We start from the raw sequence: 18,302 nt of genomic DNA, 5'->3' as shown, positions 1-18,302 counted from the left end.
CAATTTGGAAGCCTGCGCTAAACTTTCGCAGACATCCAACGGCGCTCTCTTTCATTATCGGGACGACGCGAATGTTTGAAACTAAACACCATTTGGTGACCACCACGCCCGCGGCTATCGCTCAAAGAGTAAGTCGGTACGGATGATGTATTTAGTGCCCGAAGTGATCTCCGTTGAACTGTGCAAGCAGTGCAGGGGGTGATGGCCGTGGGGAAAGCACAGAACGCCGCCGGCCGGCGTTCGTACATCGATCTCGCGTACGTTGTCGCTTCGCCTTGCCGGTTTGGTAGGGTCATCTGCATCGACGAGAAAGCGGGTTTCACCACCCTCGAAGTCGTCGCTGAGCAAAATCAGGAACGTCATCTGGCTGAACCGGTCCGGGAAGGCATCCGCAATCAGTCGGCCGCCAGCAACTCTGGAGCCGGGCCAGGCACCGTCGATGTGAAACTTGAAGAAATCTCCTTCACGGTAACGATAAAAACGGAAGCGCCGATTGATGCCCAGAGGCTGCTTGTTGCCGAAGAGGTCCAGGTTGTCGGCCACGGCATCGCGCACCCGCTGCCAGATCAGGCGATCGGTCACTTCATCCACAACCCAGGTCACGTTGTCGTTGTGGCGAACTTCACGAGGCAGTGAGACCGCCGCGTCTTTCAGGTAACCCAGGTTTTCGGTCAGTTCGATGAGGCGGTCACACTCCTCGCGACTAAAGACATTGAGCAGCTGATAGGCTCCAGGCACTTCCGGAATTTCCCGCCGTGACACCGCCGAGGCCTCACGGCTCTCGTCCAGTTCCGCTGGGTTCGGCACGCTATTTGCCCAAGTCGGTAGCGACGGGTTTTCTGCACCCGGCTCACGGGCAACGACAAAAAATGAATCCTGATGCTGTTTCATAGCCACCTCTTAAAAGTTCATGACGCGTACTTGAGCGAATTGGCGATGGCCTGCGGCCGAGCCATGAAAGCCAAAGCCACTCTGTTTGGCGCCAACCCAGGGGCTGCCGCCGGCCCCGCCATTGACTGACACCATGCCGGCCTCCAGCTGGTCAGCGACGGCTGCGGCGCCCCGGCCGCCAAAGACCACCGCTCCCAGGCCGTAGATGGAGTCGTTGGCACGGGCGATGGCGTCTTCGATGGCATCAAATTCAGCCATGGCAACGACCGGGCCAAAGGTCTCTTCGCGCTCAAGGAGCATGTCGGGGGTCATGCCATCGACAACCGTGGGTTGAATAAATGGCGCTGGGTAGTCGGCCTTGCCGAGCAGAAAGCGTGCGCCTTTTGTCTCCGCATCCTTGAGATGTCGCAGCACAAGCTGATGCTGGGTAGTGTTGGCGATCGGGCCTATGTTGACGCCCTGTTGATCCCATGGGCCGACCTGGTAAGCCGATGCAACCGCTACCACCTGGCGTTTGAATTCCTCGGCAACGGTCCGGTCGACATACACTCGCTCGGTTGACGTGCACATTTGCCCGGCATTCTCGAATGAGCTGGCAACGGCAAATCGCGCAGCAGCCGACAGATTGGCGTCTTTCATGACAATCAGGGGATCATTGCCACCGAGTTCCATGACCAGGCGTTTAACGCCTTCGGCAGCGTCCGCCATGATGCTGCGACCGGTGGCCATCGACCCGGTAAAGGCGATCATATTGATGTCAGATTTCACCAGCGCCTGACCGACGTCTCCGTGGCCGTGGGCAATTTGAATCAGATGCTCGGGCAGATGACCCTGTAGTGCGCGAACGAACAGATCGGCAACCAGCGGCGTGTGTTCTGAGGGTTTCAGAATGACGCTGTTGCCCGCCATCAGGGCAGGGATCAGCAAGTTGTTGGCCATTGCTAATGGGTAATTCCAGGGTGAAATGACAGCAACAACCCCAAGCGGCCGATACTGGATACGGCTGCGGCCTTCGCCTTGTTCGGTTTGCAGGGCAGCGGCGGCCTCCTCAATGAAATAGGGGGCATTCGTTACAGTACCGGCGACCTCATAGGTTGCGCGTCGTGCATCCTTGCCCATTTCCAGGCTGATCAGTCGGGCGAGTTGATTCTGAGCAGGCGCCAGCGCATGGTAGGCAGCCCTCAGGCGGGTTGCCCGCTCGTCTAGCGATAACCGGCCCCAGTTCGCCTGCGCGATCCGACTCCGGCCCACAATTTCTGTCAGCTCGGACCGGGAGGTGATTGGCACCTGTCCGACCGGCTCCTGATTCAACGGGTTCAATGACACAAGAAATTCGCTCATGACTTCCTCAACTAAAGGCGATGACTCGCACTTCCAGGCTGTTTCTGTTGCGGGCGTTGTCCGGTGTGTTCACGGGGTCGGCCGCGGTGTGTGGGGTGCCAAATATGCCCTCGGGGGAACGTGAATCGAAGACTTTCAGCAGCAGGGCCTCGCCGGGTTCCATGTCTGACAGGTAGTACCAGCGATGATCCGGGTTGTAGGAGATCCCGGCTATCTCACCGATGCGATCGGGGTACACCAGTTTGATGCGATGAAAGTCATCCGCAGCCACGGTGTTGATGTCCAAGACGGCCAACGGGGATTCCTCGACACGGTGGCCGACAGGCATCCACAGGTTCACCAACCGGTAAGGGCGGTCGCGAAGCTCTGGTCGTTGCTCGGTCTCTTCCAACATGCGGTGGAGCGCAGACTTCTCGGTGTAGTCGTTGTGAACAGTCTTCACTGGCGCCCGGTTATGGATGGTCTGGTCCTGGCGGTTGGTTGACCGATAAGTGTGATCAAAGACCAGCACTTCGCTGGCCTTGAGTCGGTCACGGAGGTACTCGATCACCTGCGGATACAAATGTTCGCGAATGGCGTCGTCATTCTGGTAGTCGTCAAAATCAAAGGCGACCCGGACCGCCTTGAAGCCCTGGTCGTCCAGGTTGAAGTCGTTGGCCTGGTTGCGAATGTCTGTGACGTCAATGTGTCGGGTGTCGACGGATTGAGTGAGCTCGGAGGCACCTGGACCCTTGTATCGTTGGTCGTATTCGAGGCCGCCAACGGGCTGGACGTAGTTGATGCTGAACATGGCTCCTCCTTGCGGGTAGGGTTGCTGGATTCTTGGTTTGCCAGCTTAGGGAGTAGCCGATAGGATTTGAAACAAGGATTTGATGTAAGAGATACAAGTGAATGCTTTAAACCGGGTAGACCTTAAACAGTTACGAACGCTTCAGTGCCTGCTTCGCGAAGGCAACCTGTCCCGTGTGGCGGATCAACTCGGGGTGACCCAGCAGGCGGTCAGTGACCAGCTGAAAAAACTCCGCGCCACCTTCAATGATCGCCTGTTTATCCGCAGCGGCAATGGCGTTACTCCGACGGCGTATGCCCGAACGTTGGGGCCGAAGCTGGATCTCATCCTGAATGCCGTTGGCGAGTTGCTGGAACAGGATGAGTTCAATCCCGCAACAACGACGCGGACCATTACCATCAGCTCCACCGATCTGGAGCAGAAAACCATCCTGCCTTTTCTGATGCAGCGCCTGAGAAGGGAAGCGCCGGGTCTGAGGCTGGCGGTGAAAAAACTTGAGCTGGATGAGATGGCAAATGACCTGCTTAATGGCACCGTGGATCTGGTGTTGACCAATCCGAAGTTTGCGCCACCGAGTTATCCGTCGTTAACCCTGTATTCGGAGCACTATGTCTGTGTGGCAGGGAAGGCCAATGAGGCGGTTCGCAGCACTATGTCGGTTGCCGAGATCGCTGACATGCCTCAGGTAGTGGTGTCGCCTTCGCGGGGAGACTTTACCGGTGCCGTCCATCGCTGGTTTGAAGACCAGGGGCACCCACGGCAAGCCATGCTCTCGGTACCAACTTTCACGGCGGCGAAAGCAACGATTTCTGAGACTGACCTTGTCGGCTTCATCCCGTCGCGATTGCTGCCCGACGACTCGTTGCGGCCGATTAAGCTGAATGCCGAAATCCCCGGATTCGACGTGATCGCCGTGTGGCACCAGCGCTCATCGCAGGACCCTCTGAATATTTGGATTAGGGATTTACTGGTTCAGGTTTCACGCTGATCTGGAGTAGCGCGATCTCCTGAACTCGAAGTCCGAGCTTGAAGCTGATCTAAATCAGCGCCGTATTCTTTTCCGGGTAACGATACTCTTTAATCTCACCCAAGAGGTGGGCGAACTGTTCGGGCGTGAGCACGCGCGCCTGGGCGGTCTTGCTCATCGGGAAAGCTCCTACTAAGCCACTCGGATGCGAGGAGAGTAAAGGTAAAATCCGTAATAATATTATTTAAACTGATATTAAACTGCGCATAATGTATATTCAGAGGTCTGTTTTTTAAGGGGTTTTCGGGTCACACCCTGTGCGAAATATCGATCCCAAAAGTCGACAGTAGCTCTCGTTTATGGCGGTAGTAGGTTTCGCGGGACATGAGGTGTAAATTTATCAGCCGATTAGATACTTCGCATGGAAGCGAAGGTGCTCCTCAATAAAACTGGCGATGAAGTAGTAGCTGTGGTCGTACCCTTCATACCGGTTCAGTTCCAGCGGATAGCCACTTTGTTTGGCAGCGGCTTCCAGCATTTCCGGCTTCAACTGCTCGGTCAGGAAGTTGTCCGCTTCGCCTTGGTCCACCAACGCCGGCACAAACTTGCTCGCCTTTTGCATCAGCAAGCTGGCGTCGTACTCGGCCCAGCTGGCGGTGTCTTTACCGAGGTAAGCGCCAAAGGCCTTCTTACCCCACGGGCAATTGACCGGGTTACTGATCGGGCTGAACGCCGAGACGGACTGGAAACGCTCCGGGTTGCGCAGTGCCAGCACCAACGCACCATGCCCGCCCATCGAGTGGCCAAAGATGGAACGCTGATCGCTCACCGGGAACATATCTTCAATCAGTGCCGGTAATTCGTTGAGCACGTAATCGTACATCCGGTAATGCTTGCTCCAGGGTTCCTGAGTCGCATTTACATAGAACCCGGCGCCCTTACCCAAGTCGTAGCCTTCATCATCGGCGACATCGTCCCCGCGCGGGCTGGTGTCCGGGGCAACAATGGCGACACCCAGTTCGGCAGCCATGCGATGCGCACCGGCTTTTTGCATGAAGTTTTCATCGGTACAGGTCAGCCCGGACAACCAATACAGCGCTGGCACCTTTTTGCCATTGGAGGCCTGCGGCGGCAGGTAGATAGCAAACCGCATCGAACAGTTCAACGTCTCGGAGTGATGACTGTACTGCTTGTGCCAACCACCAAAACTTTTATTACTGCTCAGATTTTCAATAGTCATTGCAACCTCTCAACAAAACGGTCGCCCGCCTGACTGGCAGGCGACCAGATTTCATTACTTGTCGTAGTGAATAACGGTACGGATGCTCTTGCCTTCGTGCATCAGATCAAACGCCTTGTTGATATCTTCCAGCCCCATGGTGTGGGTGATGAAATCGTTCAACTTGAATTCACCTTGCATGTACCGCTCAACGATGCCCGGCAGCTCGGAACGGCCCTTCACGCCACCAAAGGCAGAGCCTTTCCAGACCCGACCGGTCACCAGCTGGAACGGACGCGTGGAAATTTCCTGGCCGGCGCCCGCAACACCGATAACCACCGACTCACCCCAGCCTTTGTGGCAGCATTCCAGTGCTGAACGCATTACATCTACGTTGCCGATGCACTCGAAGGAATAATCCACACCGCCGTCGGTCAGTTCTACGATCACTTCTTGAATCGGCTTGTCGTAATCTTTCGGGTTGATGCAGTCGGTCGCGCCCAACTGGCGGGCCAGCTCAAATTTGCTCTCGTTGATGTCGATAGCAATGATGCGGCTGGCTTTAGCCATGGTGGCACCAATCACCGCCGACAGGCCGATGCCGCCCATACCGAAGATGGCCACGGTAGCGCCCTCTTCTACTTTGGCGGTGTTCATCACCGCACCCATGCCGGTGGTTACGCCACAACCGAGCAAGCACACTTCTTCCAATGGCGCTTCTTTGTTCACTTTTGCCAGAGAAATCTCGGGCAGTACGGTGTACTCGGAGAAGGTTGAGCAACCCATGTAGTGATAGATCGGCTCGCCGTTTAACGAGAAACGAGTGGTGCCGTCTGGCATCAGGCCCTTGCCCTGGGTTTCACGAATCTTCCCGCACAGGTTGGTTTTACCAGAGGTGCAGAATTTACATTCGCCGCACTCAGGGGTGTACAGCGGAATAACGTGGTCACCCACTTTCAGGCTTGTAACGCCTTCGCCTACCGACTCAACAATACCGCCGCCTTCGTGGCCGAGAATGGTCGGGAAAATGCCTTCGGGATCTTCGCCAGACAAGGTAAACGCATCGGTATGACACACACCGCTAGCGATCACCCGGATACGTACTTCGCCAGCTTGAGGCGGCATCACATCCACTTCTTCAATGGACAGAGGTTGTTTCGGGCCCCAGGCGATAGCGGCTTTAGATTTGATGGTCTGAGTCATGTTGTGTGCTCCAGATTTTGTCGGGCTTCGGCAGGTTCTTCTGCCATGTTGATGGGATCATTGTATTATTGTTCTTAAGATAGATAATCGGCCAGTTAAGCAAATCACCTTTACTGTATAGTAACAATGAACCGTATTTTGTTTGCTGGCGGCATTTTGTATCTAAGCTCACCCAAGTCGTAACGCAAGGAACTGAACATGTTTATTTGGGAAGGGGTCAGTGAGTTTGTGGCGGTCGCGGAAGCCGAAAGTTTTACCGCTGCGGCGAAACGATTGGGCATTTCCACAGCTCAGGTGAGCCGGCAGGTCAGCGCACTGGAATCCCGGCTTTCGACCAAACTGCTGTATCGCACCACCCGCAGGGTTTCGGTGACGGAAGCCGGCCAAACCTACTACCAGTATTGCCGCCAGGTACTCGATGGTCTGGAAGAGGCCGAGCGGGCCATGACCAACCTGCAACTTATCCCCAAGGGAAAATTACGGCTGACCGCACCGGTGACCTATGGCGAGAAGGTGATCGCCCCCTTGGTGAACGATTTCATCCTGCGCTACCCGGAGTTGGAGGTGCAGCTGAATCTGACCAACCAGAAGCTGGATCTGGTCGGTGGCGGTTACGATTTGGCGATTCGGCTGGGAAAACTGGAAGATTCATCCATGATGGCCAAGCGGTTGTCGTCACGAACCTTATACGTGTGCGCCTCGCCGGAATACTTATCCACCTATGGTGTGCCGCATTCGCTTTCGGAACTGGACCGGCACAATTGTTTGCAAGGCAATCTGGATTACTGGCGCTTTCAGGACCGAGGTAAGCCCTACAACGTTCGCGTTAAAGGCAACATGAAGTGCGACAGCGGTTGGGCGTTGCTGGACGCGGCCCTGAAAGGCATCGGGATCGTGCAACTTCCCGATTATTACGTTCAGCCGTCATTGGCCTGTGGAAAACTTATGAACTTGCTGGAACATTATCAAGAAGCCGACGATGGAATCTGGGCGATTTATCCACATAACCGGCATTTATCCCCAAAAGTGCGGATGCTGCTGGATTTCCTGGACGAATCGTTAAGTTAAATTCTGTGGGGCAGTAGTTTTGTCAGTTTGTCCAAATGCGCCGTTTGGCCTGCGTCAGTTTCGCGGCGGTCTCCAGCCGTACATATACCAAACGCCTCTGGTCATCCGCCGCGTCGCAACTCCCTGACACCCCGACCCAGCTTGCGGCGCAACAGGGCCCGCAGGGTCACCCCATCCGAGTACCCGACCTGTGCGGCGACTTGGTCGACGCTCGCGTTTCCGGTGCGCAAGAGATGGACGGCATGCTCCACGCGCAGGTCCTGGAAATACGACAACGGTGTCTTGCCCAAAACGCTTTGCAGCCGCCGCGCCAAGGTGCGCTCGCTTGTGCCCGCGGCGCTGGCCGCCTCGGCCAGCGAGAACCCCTTCGCGAGCTGACTTCTGGCCCAGCACTCGAAGCGCTCCACCATCGGGTCGGCATGCGCAAGGTGGTCGGGAATCACGAACTCGGCTTGCGAACTGCGTGTCTCGACCAGCAGATAGCGTGCCACCAGGACAGCCAGCGCCGGACTGCGCTCCCGGATGATGCGCAAGGCCAGGTCGACGTGGGCCAAAGCGGCACCCGCGGTGGTGAAGCGTGTCGAGTTCACGATCATGCGTGACTCGTCCAGCGTGACGTTCGGATAGCGCTGCCGAAACATCGGCCCCAGCCACCATGACGTCGTCGCACGATGCCCATCAAGCAGGCCGCTCTCTGCAAGCAAGAAGCTACCGGAGCAGGCGGCACCAAGGTGCGCGCCAGCGGTGGACCACTGCTGTAGCGCGGCGACCGCATCGGGCACGTCGGGGCGTGTGAGCCGAGCCGAGAGCGTGTCAGGCATCTTGTCACCAAACGCGGGCACGAGCACGACGTCTGGTTCCGGCACACCACGCGCAGGGACCACGGGGACCGTCAAGCCTTGCGCAGTTCGGATGCGACGCCGCACGCCCACCAGCGTGAGCTCTATGTGCGCGGGAGCTTGTGGCAGCGAGCCTGCCATCGCATTGGCCAAGCCCACTGTGTCAGTGAGCGCCGCAAGCCCCAGATCAAACACGCCATTACAAACAAGGATGTGGAGTTTCATGGCAAGAATGATATCAAAGTTGTCATTATTGTCTATAGAGATGGCTGTCATGACGACTTAGACTTCAGGCTCGTTGATCCATTCACCTAACCCATTTACCCAAAGGATTACAGTATGACCAAGCTCGCCCTGTTTGTTCGCCTCGAAGCCAAACCCGGCCAGGAGGCTGCGCTTGCCGACTTCCTGGCCAGCGCACTGCCGCTCGCCAACGCCGAGTCCGGCACCACTGCCTGGTTCGCATTGAAGTTTGGCCCTTCGACGTTCGGTGTGTTCGATGCCTTTGCCGATGAGGCAGGTCGCCAAGCACATCTGAACGGCCAGATCGCCGAGGCCTTGATGGCCAACGCCGAGACCTTGCTCAGTTCTCCGCCCAATATCGAGAAGGTCGAACTGCTTGCAGCCAAACTGCCTGCATGACAACCCGGCCTTGACTCAATCAGGTCACGCTGCGTAGGGCCACACGGCCCTACGCAGCCCCCCCTCGATTGCCGGGGGGATGTTCGGCGACAATTAGGATGACCAGTTGGCGACAATTCTCTTGGCAGCCAGCCTTCTGATTTTAACAAGGTCGATAATACTGATGCCTGTAGTTGCCCCAACTAAACTGAGCACCATCTTGCCAGTTCAGCCCGGTATTCCCCGGTGGCATTTCAGACTCTTGTGCGGGTGGCTGCGATTATAGTCTCAGATCCATTTCGGCAATCTGGCCATCACAGTGGCTGGATCAGGAAGGTCGTACAGTATACATCGCCCCGCTTAAACGTCTTCACAAAAGCCTCCGCTATGCCGTTACTATGAGGGCTTCGCGCGGGTGTGATATACACCACAAAACCCAGAGCGGATGCGAAGACTCGCGTTTCTTTGGCAATGTAGCAGTTGCCATTATCCGTCAGCCATTCCAGAGATTGTGGCACCCACTTCGACTAGCCGAACCGGTATTTCGGGCTTTCCCGCAGTACTCCTGTTACCTGCCCGCTGAACTGGTGGCTGGATTATCAGGCCACATCTCCAAAGGTCCTGCGCCAGTCACGAGGGCTTACGTGGTGACGTTGCTTGAAATGCTGCCGGAATGACGTTGCTGTGTGGAAGCCGATTCTTTCCGAGATGGCTTCCACAGACAGCGATGTGGTCTCCAGCAGTTCCCGTCCTCGCCGAAGTCGTTCACTCACCAACCACTCCACTACCGTCATGCCGGTGGCTCTCTGGAAATGGCGGGTGAAGGTGCGCCGGCTCATGGCGGTGCGGGCGGCCAGTTCATCGATTGTGTGTGTTTCGGCCAGATGTTCCCGCAGATAGTCAAGTAGTCGGTTGATATGCGCATCCTGAGTGGAAATCGCGACCGGCTGCTCAATGAACTGAGCCTGGCCACCTTCCCGGTGCGGCGGAACAACCATCAGGCGGGCAAGGGTATTGGCGGTCCTGGCACCGTAATACTCCCGCACCAGAAACAGGCAGCAATCCAGCCCCGCCGCTGTGCCAGCGGACGTGACCAGCCGGTCATCCTTCACATAGAGGGCGTTGGTATCCAGATTCACCTGTGGAAACCTATTGAGGAAGTCCTGTTCTGCCAGCCAGTGGGTCGAGGCTCTCTTGTTATCCAGCAAACCCGCATAGGCCAGCGCATAGGTGCCGTAGCAAAGGCCTACCACATGTGCGCCCCGTTCATGGCAGCGGGTGAGAGCCTCCGCCAATTGCGGCGGTGGGGCTTCGCTCAGATCGTGCCAGCCGGGTACTACCGCAATATCAACCGCATCCAATAATTCCAGCCCGCCATCTGGCTGAACGGTCATGGCCCGTTCGGATGTGAGGGGCTTGCCGTCTGGGGTGATAATCAGCAACTCGAACAAGGGGCCGTCGGGCAAGGCAATACTGAACACCATGTAAGGAACAGAGAAATGGAAGGGGCTGAATTGTGGGTGAAGGATAAGCCCGACTTTCGGTAGCGCCACGGTGTCACTCCTGTGGTTCATTTAACCCGATGATAACTGCTTGGCCTGATTCTTTCGATCATTGTCTTTCAGGTCAATATTGGTGGTGATCACATCTCCGTAGACATACTCCATCAACGAACACCCTGTTGGAGGATAAATACCATGTTGATCAAAACTTTCGCTGGCGCCCTGATGCTTGCTTCGACTGTTTTTACTGGCGCTGCTTTCGCCGAATCGTATACCCGGGAACCCAGCCACCAGATACAGCAAATCCGCAATGCCACCATCAAGGTTACATACGGAGAGACCACCTTTCTGATTGATCCTATGCTGGCCGAACAAGGAGCTTACCCGGGCTTTCCGGACACTTACCGCAGTGAGCTGCGTAATCCTTTGGTGGGCTTGCCCATGGCCGCTGAGGATGTGATTGAGGGTACCGATGCGGTGATCGTTACCCATACCCACCTGGACCACTGGGACGATGCCGCCCAGAAGCTGTTGCCGAAGAACATTCCCCTGTTTGTGCAGAACGGGGCGGATGCCGAGCTGATCCGCTCACAAGGCTTCAAGGATGTGCGTATTCTGGATGGCGAGGCTGAATTCGGCGGCGTGATACTCCATAAAACCGGCGGCCAACACGGCTCCAATACCCTTTATGCCATTCCCGAGCTGGCCAAGGCGCTCGGTGAAATCATGGGTGTGGTTTTTGAAGCCGAGGGGCAGGAAACCACTTACGTGGTAGGCGATACCGTGTGGCGTGATGAAGTGGTTCAGTCATTGGAGCGCTTTCAGCCGGACGTTGTTGTGTTGAATGCCGGGGCGGCGGAACTGACAGGCTTTGAGGGCGACTCGATCATCATGGGCAAAGAAGATACCCTGCGAGTGCACCGAGCTTTACCAGATGCGGACATTGTCGCCGTGCACATGGATGCGGTGAACCATATGACCCTGAGCCGTGAAGAGCTGGCAGAGTTCGTGGAGAACGAGGGGATTGATGAGCGGGTATTGATCCCGGCGGATGGTGAGATTCTTTCTTTCTGACCAGAACACCCCTGAAACAAATGATCCAATGAGGAACAGTCAAATGAGCAAGCGAGCCGTTATTGTTGTCGATATCCAGAATGAGTACTTTGCCTCCGGCAAACTGCCTCTGGTGAACATTGAACAGGCAGCCGCCAAGGCTGCCCAGGTGATAGATACAGCGCGTCAGAACAAAGACCTGCTGGTGCATGTTCACCATGAGTTTCCGGACCCGGATGCGCCTGTATTCACCCCGGGTACAAACGGCATCAACATCCACGAATCCGTGGCACCAAAAGGTGATGAGCCGGTGATTCTGAAGAATTATCCCAACTCATTCCTGAAAACCAACCTGAAAGAGCTGCTGGATGCCAGCGACATTGAGGAAGTGGTTGTGATCGGTGCCATGAGTCACATGTGCATCGAAGCCACCAGCCGAGCCGCTTCAGATTTTGGCTACAAGGTCACTGTGCTGGAAGATGCTTGCGCCACGATGGACCTGGAGTTCAACGGCGTGAAGGTGCCGGCGGCACAGGTTCATGCCACGGCTATGGCGGCTCTTGGGTTTGCCTATGCGAGTGTCCAGTCCACCCGGGATTACCTGTGAGGATCTTGCTCTTCGTATCTGTCGGGTGGTTGCTCCCGTAAACTGAAGCCGACCGGCCAGAAACATTTCAGCCGGTCGTTTCAGTGGTATCGTTCGGCCCGGATCTATTGCTGGACGGCCTCATATGTTGCGTGCAGATTCCAAAAATCTGAATGTTCGCTTTGCGACCAAACCTAAAATTACTGATCGATTTTGTTTGCTCAAATATAGCAGGGTAGGTGTGCCACAGAGATGGTGGGCCGGAAACTGTCCAAAGATCACGTTAATGGGTGGTGATGTATCCGCCTACAATGACTGGGCACTGCCAAGGCGCCATTTGGGCACAGGCGCAATAATCGAGAAAAATTCCTATTTTTAATCTTGCTGTGCAAGGGTCACTGATGGCATAGGAGGTTTTCAAATTGCTCAGCTGAGAGTGATTTAGGCTAGGGGGTTATTATGATGATAACTCGCTGATTTGCCGAGTTAATGGCCCGCCCGTCAGGATTCGAACCTGAGACCTTCGCCTCCGGCGTGTCGTAGATCCGCTCAAAGAGGTCGATCGGTGGGAAATGACAGGAGGTGATGTGGTGTGCCCGCTACTCGGGAAGGACCAGTTACGGTGTAGGCCTCACGTCCAACCCCGTTTCGCATCGAAGTAACGTCTGGCCTGCATCAGATGCTTCATCGAACCCCGGGCCATGAAGTCCAGGGCGGATGACCCAGAGAAAGGGACTTCACTGGTTGGCAGCCGAACCCGGCGATTGGCACGCTCCGCCGATGGGTACATCACTCTCAGTGACTTGTAGATCCCCATGATGTAGCTGATGCGCTCCAGCGTGTCCCGAGAGAGCTTGATGTGGGGGAGCTTCTGGTACTTGGAAAGCGTGGTCCGGGAGATACCGCCGAGCATTTGCATCATCTCTTCTTGGGAGCAACCCCACTCATGGCAGATGTTGAAGAAGCCTTTGAGGGCAACATGCCCGCGCAGAGCCTCGGCATCGGAGGTTTCGGGTTGTCTCTCGTTCTGTTGGGCCATTGCGAAAGTACCCTCATATGACTTCGTATAAACATTTTAGAAAAGATTTGCCCATATGTGCACATTTTTAAGTGCGGTCCCAGTCCGAAAACACGCTGTTTCGGGTCGTCTGAAGCAGCAATTAGAGCCGGATTTTTCTGACAATGAGCGGTACTTGTGGTCTGGTAATAAAGTCGGTAACAAGGTAATAAAGTTGGTAACTCATTCCGCTGGGGATACGCACAGTAGCCGGTGACGTACCCCAACATTCCCATGAGGTGAGTGTCGGCCTGCGCCTCGGGTTCGATTTCTTCAGAATCACTCTCTTACAATGTCACAAAACAGCATATAAGCCGTATTGCACACATAGGGTGTCCGTGCTATCGTATGTCACATACTCGGATATAACCTGATTTGAGCAACATGAATGTCCATTGAGAGACTGTTTAGCGAGAGCGATGTGCAACGCCTCATCGACATGAATTCAGCACCGCCTTTCGGCAAGCGAAACGCCGCTTTGATCATGGGGGCGCTTTACTGGGGACTTACGCCTTCCGAGGCCAGCTTGCTCCGTCTTGAGGATGTGATGGACCAGTCCGGCGATTTCTTCCGGATCTGGACCCTGCCGGACAGCACAGCCTATAACGGCGAGGCTCGGGAGCTTCACACTGAAGATCATGTATTGCCCTTTTTCGAGGGCTATATGGACTGGCGAGTGAGTGAGGAACTTTGCTTGAGCAATCAGGCCTGGTACCGGGGGTCAGACCCGAAAAGCGCCTTTTTCCTGAATGATCGTGGCGAACCTTATAAGCTCTCGCCTCGCAAGAAAGGATCGACGGACTACCAGCCCAGGGCAATGTCAGCCAAGCTAAAGTCTTTCATTGAGAAGGCAGGCATAGAGGGCGCTACGGTAGCCACGTATCGTGATAGCTGGGTCAAGGCAATGTATGAGGCGGGCTGTCACCACAAAGACCTGATGCGTGTCTCAGGCATCAAGCAGAAAGAGACCATAGACAGGAAGACGCGCCCGGCGATCCAGGATCTGGAAAAGGTGTTCAAAGACGTTTACGCCCGAGTGCGGGTGTCACAATAGGAATCCGAAGAATGATAAACGCATCACCAACACCTGAGGACATAGAGGTTGCTCGACAGCAGCTTTCGGAGAGAATCGCGCAGGAAAAGGATGCCGGGATTCCAGCGTTTGATCGCACAGATGCTGTCACTGACATGAAGCGAACCCCATTTCTTATGGCCATGCGAACAAACGGATATACGGCCAAGCTGAATCGCTCGGGGTGTCAAGTCTTGGAGTCGTGCCCATTGTGCCGGGGCTCTAACCGCCACACCTTCACCAAGGGCGACCAGGAAATACACTTGTGTTCGGATTGTGGCAAATGATGGGAAACCGAAGCATTATGCAGACGAAGGTAAGTACACCGTTTTTAGACACGGGGTTTTGGAGCAGCGCTCTCAAGGTCTCCTATTTCTACATGACATTGATGGCTATGGGGCTCTTTGTTGCCTACGGAAATGAGCTTGTCGGGGATCATCTTTCTGGGATTGATGAGCATGGAAAGCGATTGGCTCTAGCTTTTTTTAGGGTAGTGATCGTGGGGATTGCTCTGTCATGTATTCAAAATGTATTTATTTTCAAGTTTCATCCGAGGTCATTTCACAAGCAGGGTGCATTTTTGAACTGCGGATACGTTTGGTTTCCGTGCATGATTGTTGTTTTGGTCTTAGGGATCACGAGCCCAGGCCTTTTTTATTGAAATTTATGGATTGGAAATCGTGAAATGAAGGGATTACAAGCAGTTGTTACCAAAGCGATCGAGCGTTGGAAAACGTTTCGCCCCGGCTAAAGACGCTTTGTTATTGTTGCTGGCTCCATCGTGAGTATTGCGGGCCTGTTGGCTCTTTGGGCGGGTGCTGAACTTGGTAGCAGGGGCAGCTTTCAGCCCCCAATGCCATGGATAGTGATTGCACTATGCCAACAGACTATCTGGTTCGGAACTGTAATAGCTATCAATAGAAAATCTAAAGCAACCTGATTGGAATCCCGGCGGCAAGTCGGCTGTGCGGCGCCCGGCGCTGGCCGGTGGCAAGGGGCAACACGCTGGCCAGCGGCCCGGTTCACGCTTGGGGCGCGGGCACACGGCGGCGCGCTTCGCGGGCACCTCCCTTACGCCATTCTCGCGCCGGGTGACCATCAAGACCTTGCTGGTCAACCAGCGCCAGGCCAGCCCGCGGTCGCTGGCCAAGCACCTGCGCTACATCGAACGCGACGGCGCTGGCCGCGACGGAGAACCGGGCCGCGCTTATGGGCCGCAGGAGGACGAGGCCGACCTTGGTGCATTCAGGGAGCGCTGCCAGGACGACCGGCACCATTTCCGCTTTATCGTCGCGCCAGAGGATGGTGCCGAGCTGGACGATCTGCGCACCTACACCCGGCATCTGATGGGGCGCATGGAGGCCGATCTGGGCACGCGGCTGGACTGGGCGGCGGTGGATCACTGGAACACCGATAACCCGCACACCCATATCGTCCTGCGTGGGCGCGACGACACCGGCAAGGACCTCGTCATCGCCGGCGATTACATCGCCCACGGCTTCCGCCACCGGGCCGCGGAATTGGCCACCGAATGGCTGGGGCCACGCACCGAGCTGGAGATCCAGCAGACCCTGCAGCGCGAGGTGGAGCAGGATCGGTGGACGAGCCTGGATCACACGCTGAAACGTGAGGCTGGTGACGATGGCCAGATACATGTCGAACGCCTCAACGAGCCCCGTCTGCAACGCCAGCGCCTGCTGCTGATCGGCCGCCTGCAACGCTTGCAGCGCCTGGGGCTGGCCGACGAGACACAGCCCGGCACCTGGGCCGTCCAAGCGGACGCGGAAAAGACCTTGCGCGCCCTGGGCGAGCGGGGCGACATCATCCGTACCCTGCAGCGCGCCATGGGCGGTCAGCCGCGCGAGCTGGCGGTGTTCGAGCCGGGACAGGAGGGGCGTACCGTGATCGGCCGGGTGACCGCCAAAGGGCTGGCCGACGAGCTGCGTGACCGGGGTTATCTGGTCATCGACGGTATCGACGGCAAGGCCCACTACGTTGCGCTGAACGCTCGTGACGAACTGGCGAACTACCCCACAGGATCGGTGGTGGAGGTACGTGGCTCGGCTGAGATACGCGCGGCCGACCGCACCATCGTCGCGCTGGCGAGCGATGGCCTGTATCGCACCGACCATCACCTGGCGGTTGCTCAGGGCCAGGCAAAGGCTGGCCGCGATCCGCAGGAGGTCGTGGCGACTCACATCCGCCGCCTGGAAGCCCTGCGTCGTGCCGGTATCGTGGGGCGTGTGGCTGAAGGATTGTGGAAGGTGCCCGACGATTTGCCCGACCGTGGTCGCCAGTACGATGCACAGCGCCTGGGAGGCGTGGCCGTGGAACTGAAATCGCACCTGCCGATTGAGCGACAGGCCCGTATGATCGGTGCCACTTGGCTGGATCAACAACTGATCAGCGGTGGGCAAGGGCTAGGTGACTTCGGATTTGCCGGTGAGGTGAGACAAGCCATGAAGCAGCGTGCCGATTTCCTGATCGAGCAGGGGCTGGCCGAGAAGCAAGGCCAACGTGTAATCCTGGCGCGCAACCTGTTGATGACACTGCGCAACCGGGAGTTGGCCCAGGCCGCTAAGGATATCGCCGCCGACACCGGGTTGGAGCATCGGCCCGTGGAGGACGGGCAGCGCGTATCCGGCATCTACCGACGCAGTGTCATGCTTGCCAGTGGACGTTATGCCGTGCTCGATGATGGTAAGGGATTCAGCCTGGTGCCGTGGAAACCCGTTATAGGGCTGCGATTGGGGCAACAGCTTACTGCGACACTCCGCGATGGAAGGGCATCATGGGAGATTGGACATTACCGTGGACCGTCTATTGGATAAAAAAGCGGGATGGCCGGCTGTGACCTCGGCCATCCCGCAAACTCGGGTATTCAGGTGAGTTGTGATGATCCCTCGTCGAATAGGCTCCCGAGATTTCTGCGAACTGGCCCGTTCAAAACAAGCCATTCAAATTGAGCCACCCCGGCTGGAGAACAGAGACAGGATATGGCCGGTTTGCGGGCTTGCATGGCCGGCCAGTACCTCCCGGTACACTCGTTTGACCGCATCGGGCCCCAATCCATGCTCGACGCTCAGCCACTGCCCGGTGAACGTGGTGAAAGCGGACCAGCGTTCTGCCAGGCGTTGGTGAAATCCAGCACCGCCCCATTCCAGCAGACGCTTCTCGGCCTGCGCCGGAGCGAAAAACAGCTGTGGCGCTGCTCCGGGCAGGTTCTTGGGTAATCCTCCGCGCTGATGCCAGTGTGAGGCACCGACCAGGCAGCTATGGCGCAGCTGCGCAGCGAAATGGGCATGCAGGCGGCCGAGCAGTTCACCGTTGCCGGCGAAATCAACCGTTGCCGTTGGCACTCCGGCGTCCAACTCGGTTACTTGGTCGTAACCAAGCACCCGGTCGTAGCAGCCCAGGCCCTCGACGAATGCTCGGTTGGCCGGCGAGGTCAGCCCGACTATCTCGTAGCGCTGTTCGCGCTGGCCTCGGTCGCGATGCAGCAGGTACGCCATGCCTATCGCGGTCTTGCTGGACGCGCTGGTCAGCACCAGGCGCTCGGCATTGAAGAAGTGGTTGTCGGCGAAGAAGTCGTCGAGCAGGAACGAGGTGGTGAACAACGGGCGCAGCAGCATCTGCAGGGCCTCGCTGCCCGCCCTGTAGAGCGGGTCGCGGGAACAGCGCAGGTACTGGTTGTAGAGGATCGGCAACGGCCGCCGGTGCTCGCGGCCATCAACGAAGCCACTTTCCTTCACCTGCACCGGCTCCACCACCAGGTGTGTAGACATGGGGTAGCAGCCGTAGAAGCGCACCCCCGGCTCGACACCCTCGCAGCGTGACGCCTGTACCTCAGCGAAGCCCCACACCGGAATGAGACCCTTGCCTGCCGGAGCGGGGAAAAACTGCCAGTAGTGCATGGCCTCGCCCATCACTGCATAGGTGATGTTGTTGGCGGTGAAGGCGAAGTGATCGATCCGCAGCAGCGCCTGGCCTGGCGCCAGGGCTTCTGCGTCGAGTTGTTGTTCCCGCAGCTCGCTACGGGAAAGGTCATCGCGGTCGACCAGGAAATCCAGCACAGCGGTACTTGCCATGATTC

General features: G+C 56.8%; 16 protein-coding genes and 2 pseudogenes. 8 read left to right on the top strand and 10 right to left on the bottom strand.

All coding sequences use genetic code 11. The features are described from left to right. Window positions 1-114: 114 nt before the first annotated feature. The 3 genes from KYE_RS16300 to KYE_RS16290 are packed head-to-tail and all read right to left on the bottom strand — an operon-like array spanning window position 115 to window position 3,022. Window positions 115-891, bottom strand: coding sequence for a prolyl hydroxylase family protein (locus KYE_RS16300; protein WP_008175553.1), 777 nt, complete (start codon window positions 889-891; stop codon window positions 115-117). 9 nt (window positions 892-900) lie between these two features. Then, entirely contained in the window at window positions 901-2,232 is a 1,332-nt protein-coding gene (locus KYE_RS16295; RefSeq protein ID WP_008175550.1) for an aldehyde dehydrogenase family protein, read from the bottom strand. A gap of 7 nt (window positions 2,233-2,239) precedes the next feature. Further along, a complete protein-coding gene (locus tag KYE_RS16290; protein WP_008175548.1) occupies window positions 2,240-3,022 on the bottom strand; it encodes a CmcJ/NvfI family oxidoreductase in 783 nt (260 codons plus the stop codon). 97 nt (window positions 3,023-3,119) lie between these two features. On the opposite strand from KYE_RS16290, the gene KYE_RS16285 reads away from it, so the two are divergent. Further along, window positions 3,120-4,010 (top strand): LysR family transcriptional regulator, encoded by an 891-nt coding sequence (locus KYE_RS16285; RefSeq protein WP_008175546.1) that lies wholly within the window; start codon window positions 3,120-3,122, stop codon window positions 4,008-4,010. Between the two features lie 379 nt (window positions 4,011-4,389). On the opposite strand, the gene fghA is transcribed toward KYE_RS16285, so the two are convergent. Both fghA and KYE_RS16275 read right to left on the bottom strand, forming a co-directional pair. Continuing rightward, window positions 4,390-5,229 carry an S-formylglutathione hydrolase gene (gene fghA / locus KYE_RS16280; RefSeq protein WP_008175542.1) on the bottom strand — a complete coding sequence of 280 codons (840 nt, stop codon included), beginning with the start codon at window positions 5,227-5,229 and terminating at the stop codon, window positions 4,390-4,392. Between the two features lie 54 nt (window positions 5,230-5,283). Beyond that, window positions 5,284-6,411 (bottom strand): S-(hydroxymethyl)glutathione dehydrogenase/class III alcohol dehydrogenase, encoded by a 1,128-nt coding sequence (locus tag KYE_RS16275; RefSeq protein ID WP_008175541.1) that lies wholly within the window; start codon window positions 6,409-6,411, stop codon window positions 5,284-5,286. Window positions 6,412-6,609: 198 nt separating this feature from the next. On the opposite strand from KYE_RS16275, the gene KYE_RS16270 reads away from it, so the two are divergent. After that, a complete protein-coding gene (locus tag KYE_RS16270) occupies window positions 6,610-7,479 on the top strand; it encodes a LysR substrate-binding domain-containing protein (RefSeq protein WP_008175540.1) in 870 nt (289 codons plus the stop codon). Between the two features lie 101 nt (window positions 7,480-7,580). Here the strand turns inward: KYE_RS16270 and KYE_RS22380 are convergent, their stop codons facing one another. Further along, on the bottom strand, window positions 7,581-7,889 hold the full coding sequence (locus tag KYE_RS22380) for a helix-turn-helix domain-containing protein (RefSeq protein WP_369806812.1): 309 nt from the start codon (window positions 7,887-7,889) through the stop codon (window positions 7,581-7,583). Window positions 7,890-8,657: 768 nt separating this feature from the next. Here KYE_RS22380 and KYE_RS16260 point away from each other — a divergent pair. Then, a complete protein-coding gene (locus KYE_RS16260; RefSeq protein WP_008175538.1) occupies window positions 8,658-8,960 on the top strand; it encodes a putative quinol monooxygenase in 303 nt (100 codons plus the stop codon). A gap of 270 nt (window positions 8,961-9,230) precedes the next feature. Here the strand turns inward: KYE_RS16260 and KYE_RS21385 are convergent. After that, window positions 9,231-9,499: pseudogene (locus tag KYE_RS21385) on the bottom strand (IS3 family transposase); the annotation flags it as partial. A 39-nt stretch (window positions 9,500-9,538) separates the two neighbouring features. Next, a complete protein-coding gene (locus KYE_RS16255) occupies window positions 9,539-10,492 on the bottom strand; it encodes a GlxA family transcriptional regulator (protein ID WP_039882095.1) in 954 nt (317 codons plus the stop codon). 144 nt (window positions 10,493-10,636) lie between these two features. On the opposite strand from KYE_RS16255, the gene KYE_RS16250 reads away from it, so the two are divergent. Both KYE_RS16250 and KYE_RS16245 read left to right on the top strand, forming a co-directional pair. Next, entirely contained in the window at window positions 10,637-11,515 is an 879-nt protein-coding gene (locus tag KYE_RS16250; RefSeq protein ID WP_008175533.1) for an MBL fold metallo-hydrolase, read from the top strand. A gap of 43 nt (window positions 11,516-11,558) precedes the next feature. Continuing rightward, the gene (locus tag KYE_RS16245) at window positions 11,559-12,101 is read left to right on the top strand and encodes a cysteine hydrolase family protein (protein WP_008175532.1); all 543 of its coding nucleotides are present in this window, start codon (window positions 11,559-11,561) and stop codon (window positions 12,099-12,101) included. A gap of 610 nt (window positions 12,102-12,711) precedes the next feature. Here the strand turns inward: KYE_RS16245 and KYE_RS16240 are convergent. Continuing rightward, window positions 12,712-13,119 (bottom strand): antitoxin Xre-like helix-turn-helix domain-containing protein, encoded by a 408-nt coding sequence (locus KYE_RS16240; RefSeq protein WP_008175530.1) that lies wholly within the window; start codon window positions 13,117-13,119, stop codon window positions 12,712-12,714. Window positions 13,120-13,525: 406 nt separating this feature from the next. Here KYE_RS16240 and KYE_RS16235 point away from each other — a divergent pair, with 406 nt between their 5' ends. The 3 genes and pseudogenes from KYE_RS16235 to KYE_RS16220 all read left to right on the top strand — a co-directional run. Beyond that, window positions 13,526-14,191, top strand: coding sequence for a site-specific integrase (locus KYE_RS16235; protein WP_008175529.1), 666 nt, complete (start codon window positions 13,526-13,528; stop codon window positions 14,189-14,191). Window positions 14,192-14,513: 322 nt separating this feature from the next. Continuing rightward, window positions 14,514-14,870, top strand: a complete 357-nt coding sequence (locus tag KYE_RS16225; protein WP_139043678.1) for a hypothetical protein — start codon at window positions 14,514-14,516, stop codon at window positions 14,868-14,870. 286 nt (window positions 14,871-15,156) lie between these two features. Then, window positions 15,157-17,040 (top strand): annotated as a pseudogene (locus tag KYE_RS16220) (DUF3363 domain-containing protein); the annotation flags it as partial. A gap of 126 nt (window positions 17,041-17,166) precedes the next feature. On the opposite strand, the gene KYE_RS22055 reads toward KYE_RS16220, so the two are convergent. Further along, window positions 17,167-18,297: a DUF2855 family protein gene (locus tag KYE_RS22055; RefSeq protein WP_008175522.1), complete on the bottom strand. Its 1,131-nt coding sequence runs from the start codon at window positions 18,295-18,297 to the stop codon at window positions 17,167-17,169. Window positions 18,298-18,302 lie beyond the last annotated feature (5 nt).

Origin of the sequence: Marinobacter manganoxydans MnI7-9, assembly GCF_000235625.1 — a bacterium.
Classification (GTDB): Bacteria; Pseudomonadota; Gammaproteobacteria; order Pseudomonadales; family Oleiphilaceae; genus Marinobacter; species Marinobacter manganoxydans.
Note: the sequence above shows the minus strand (reverse complement) of the source record. Positions and strands in the feature narration are given on the sequence as shown.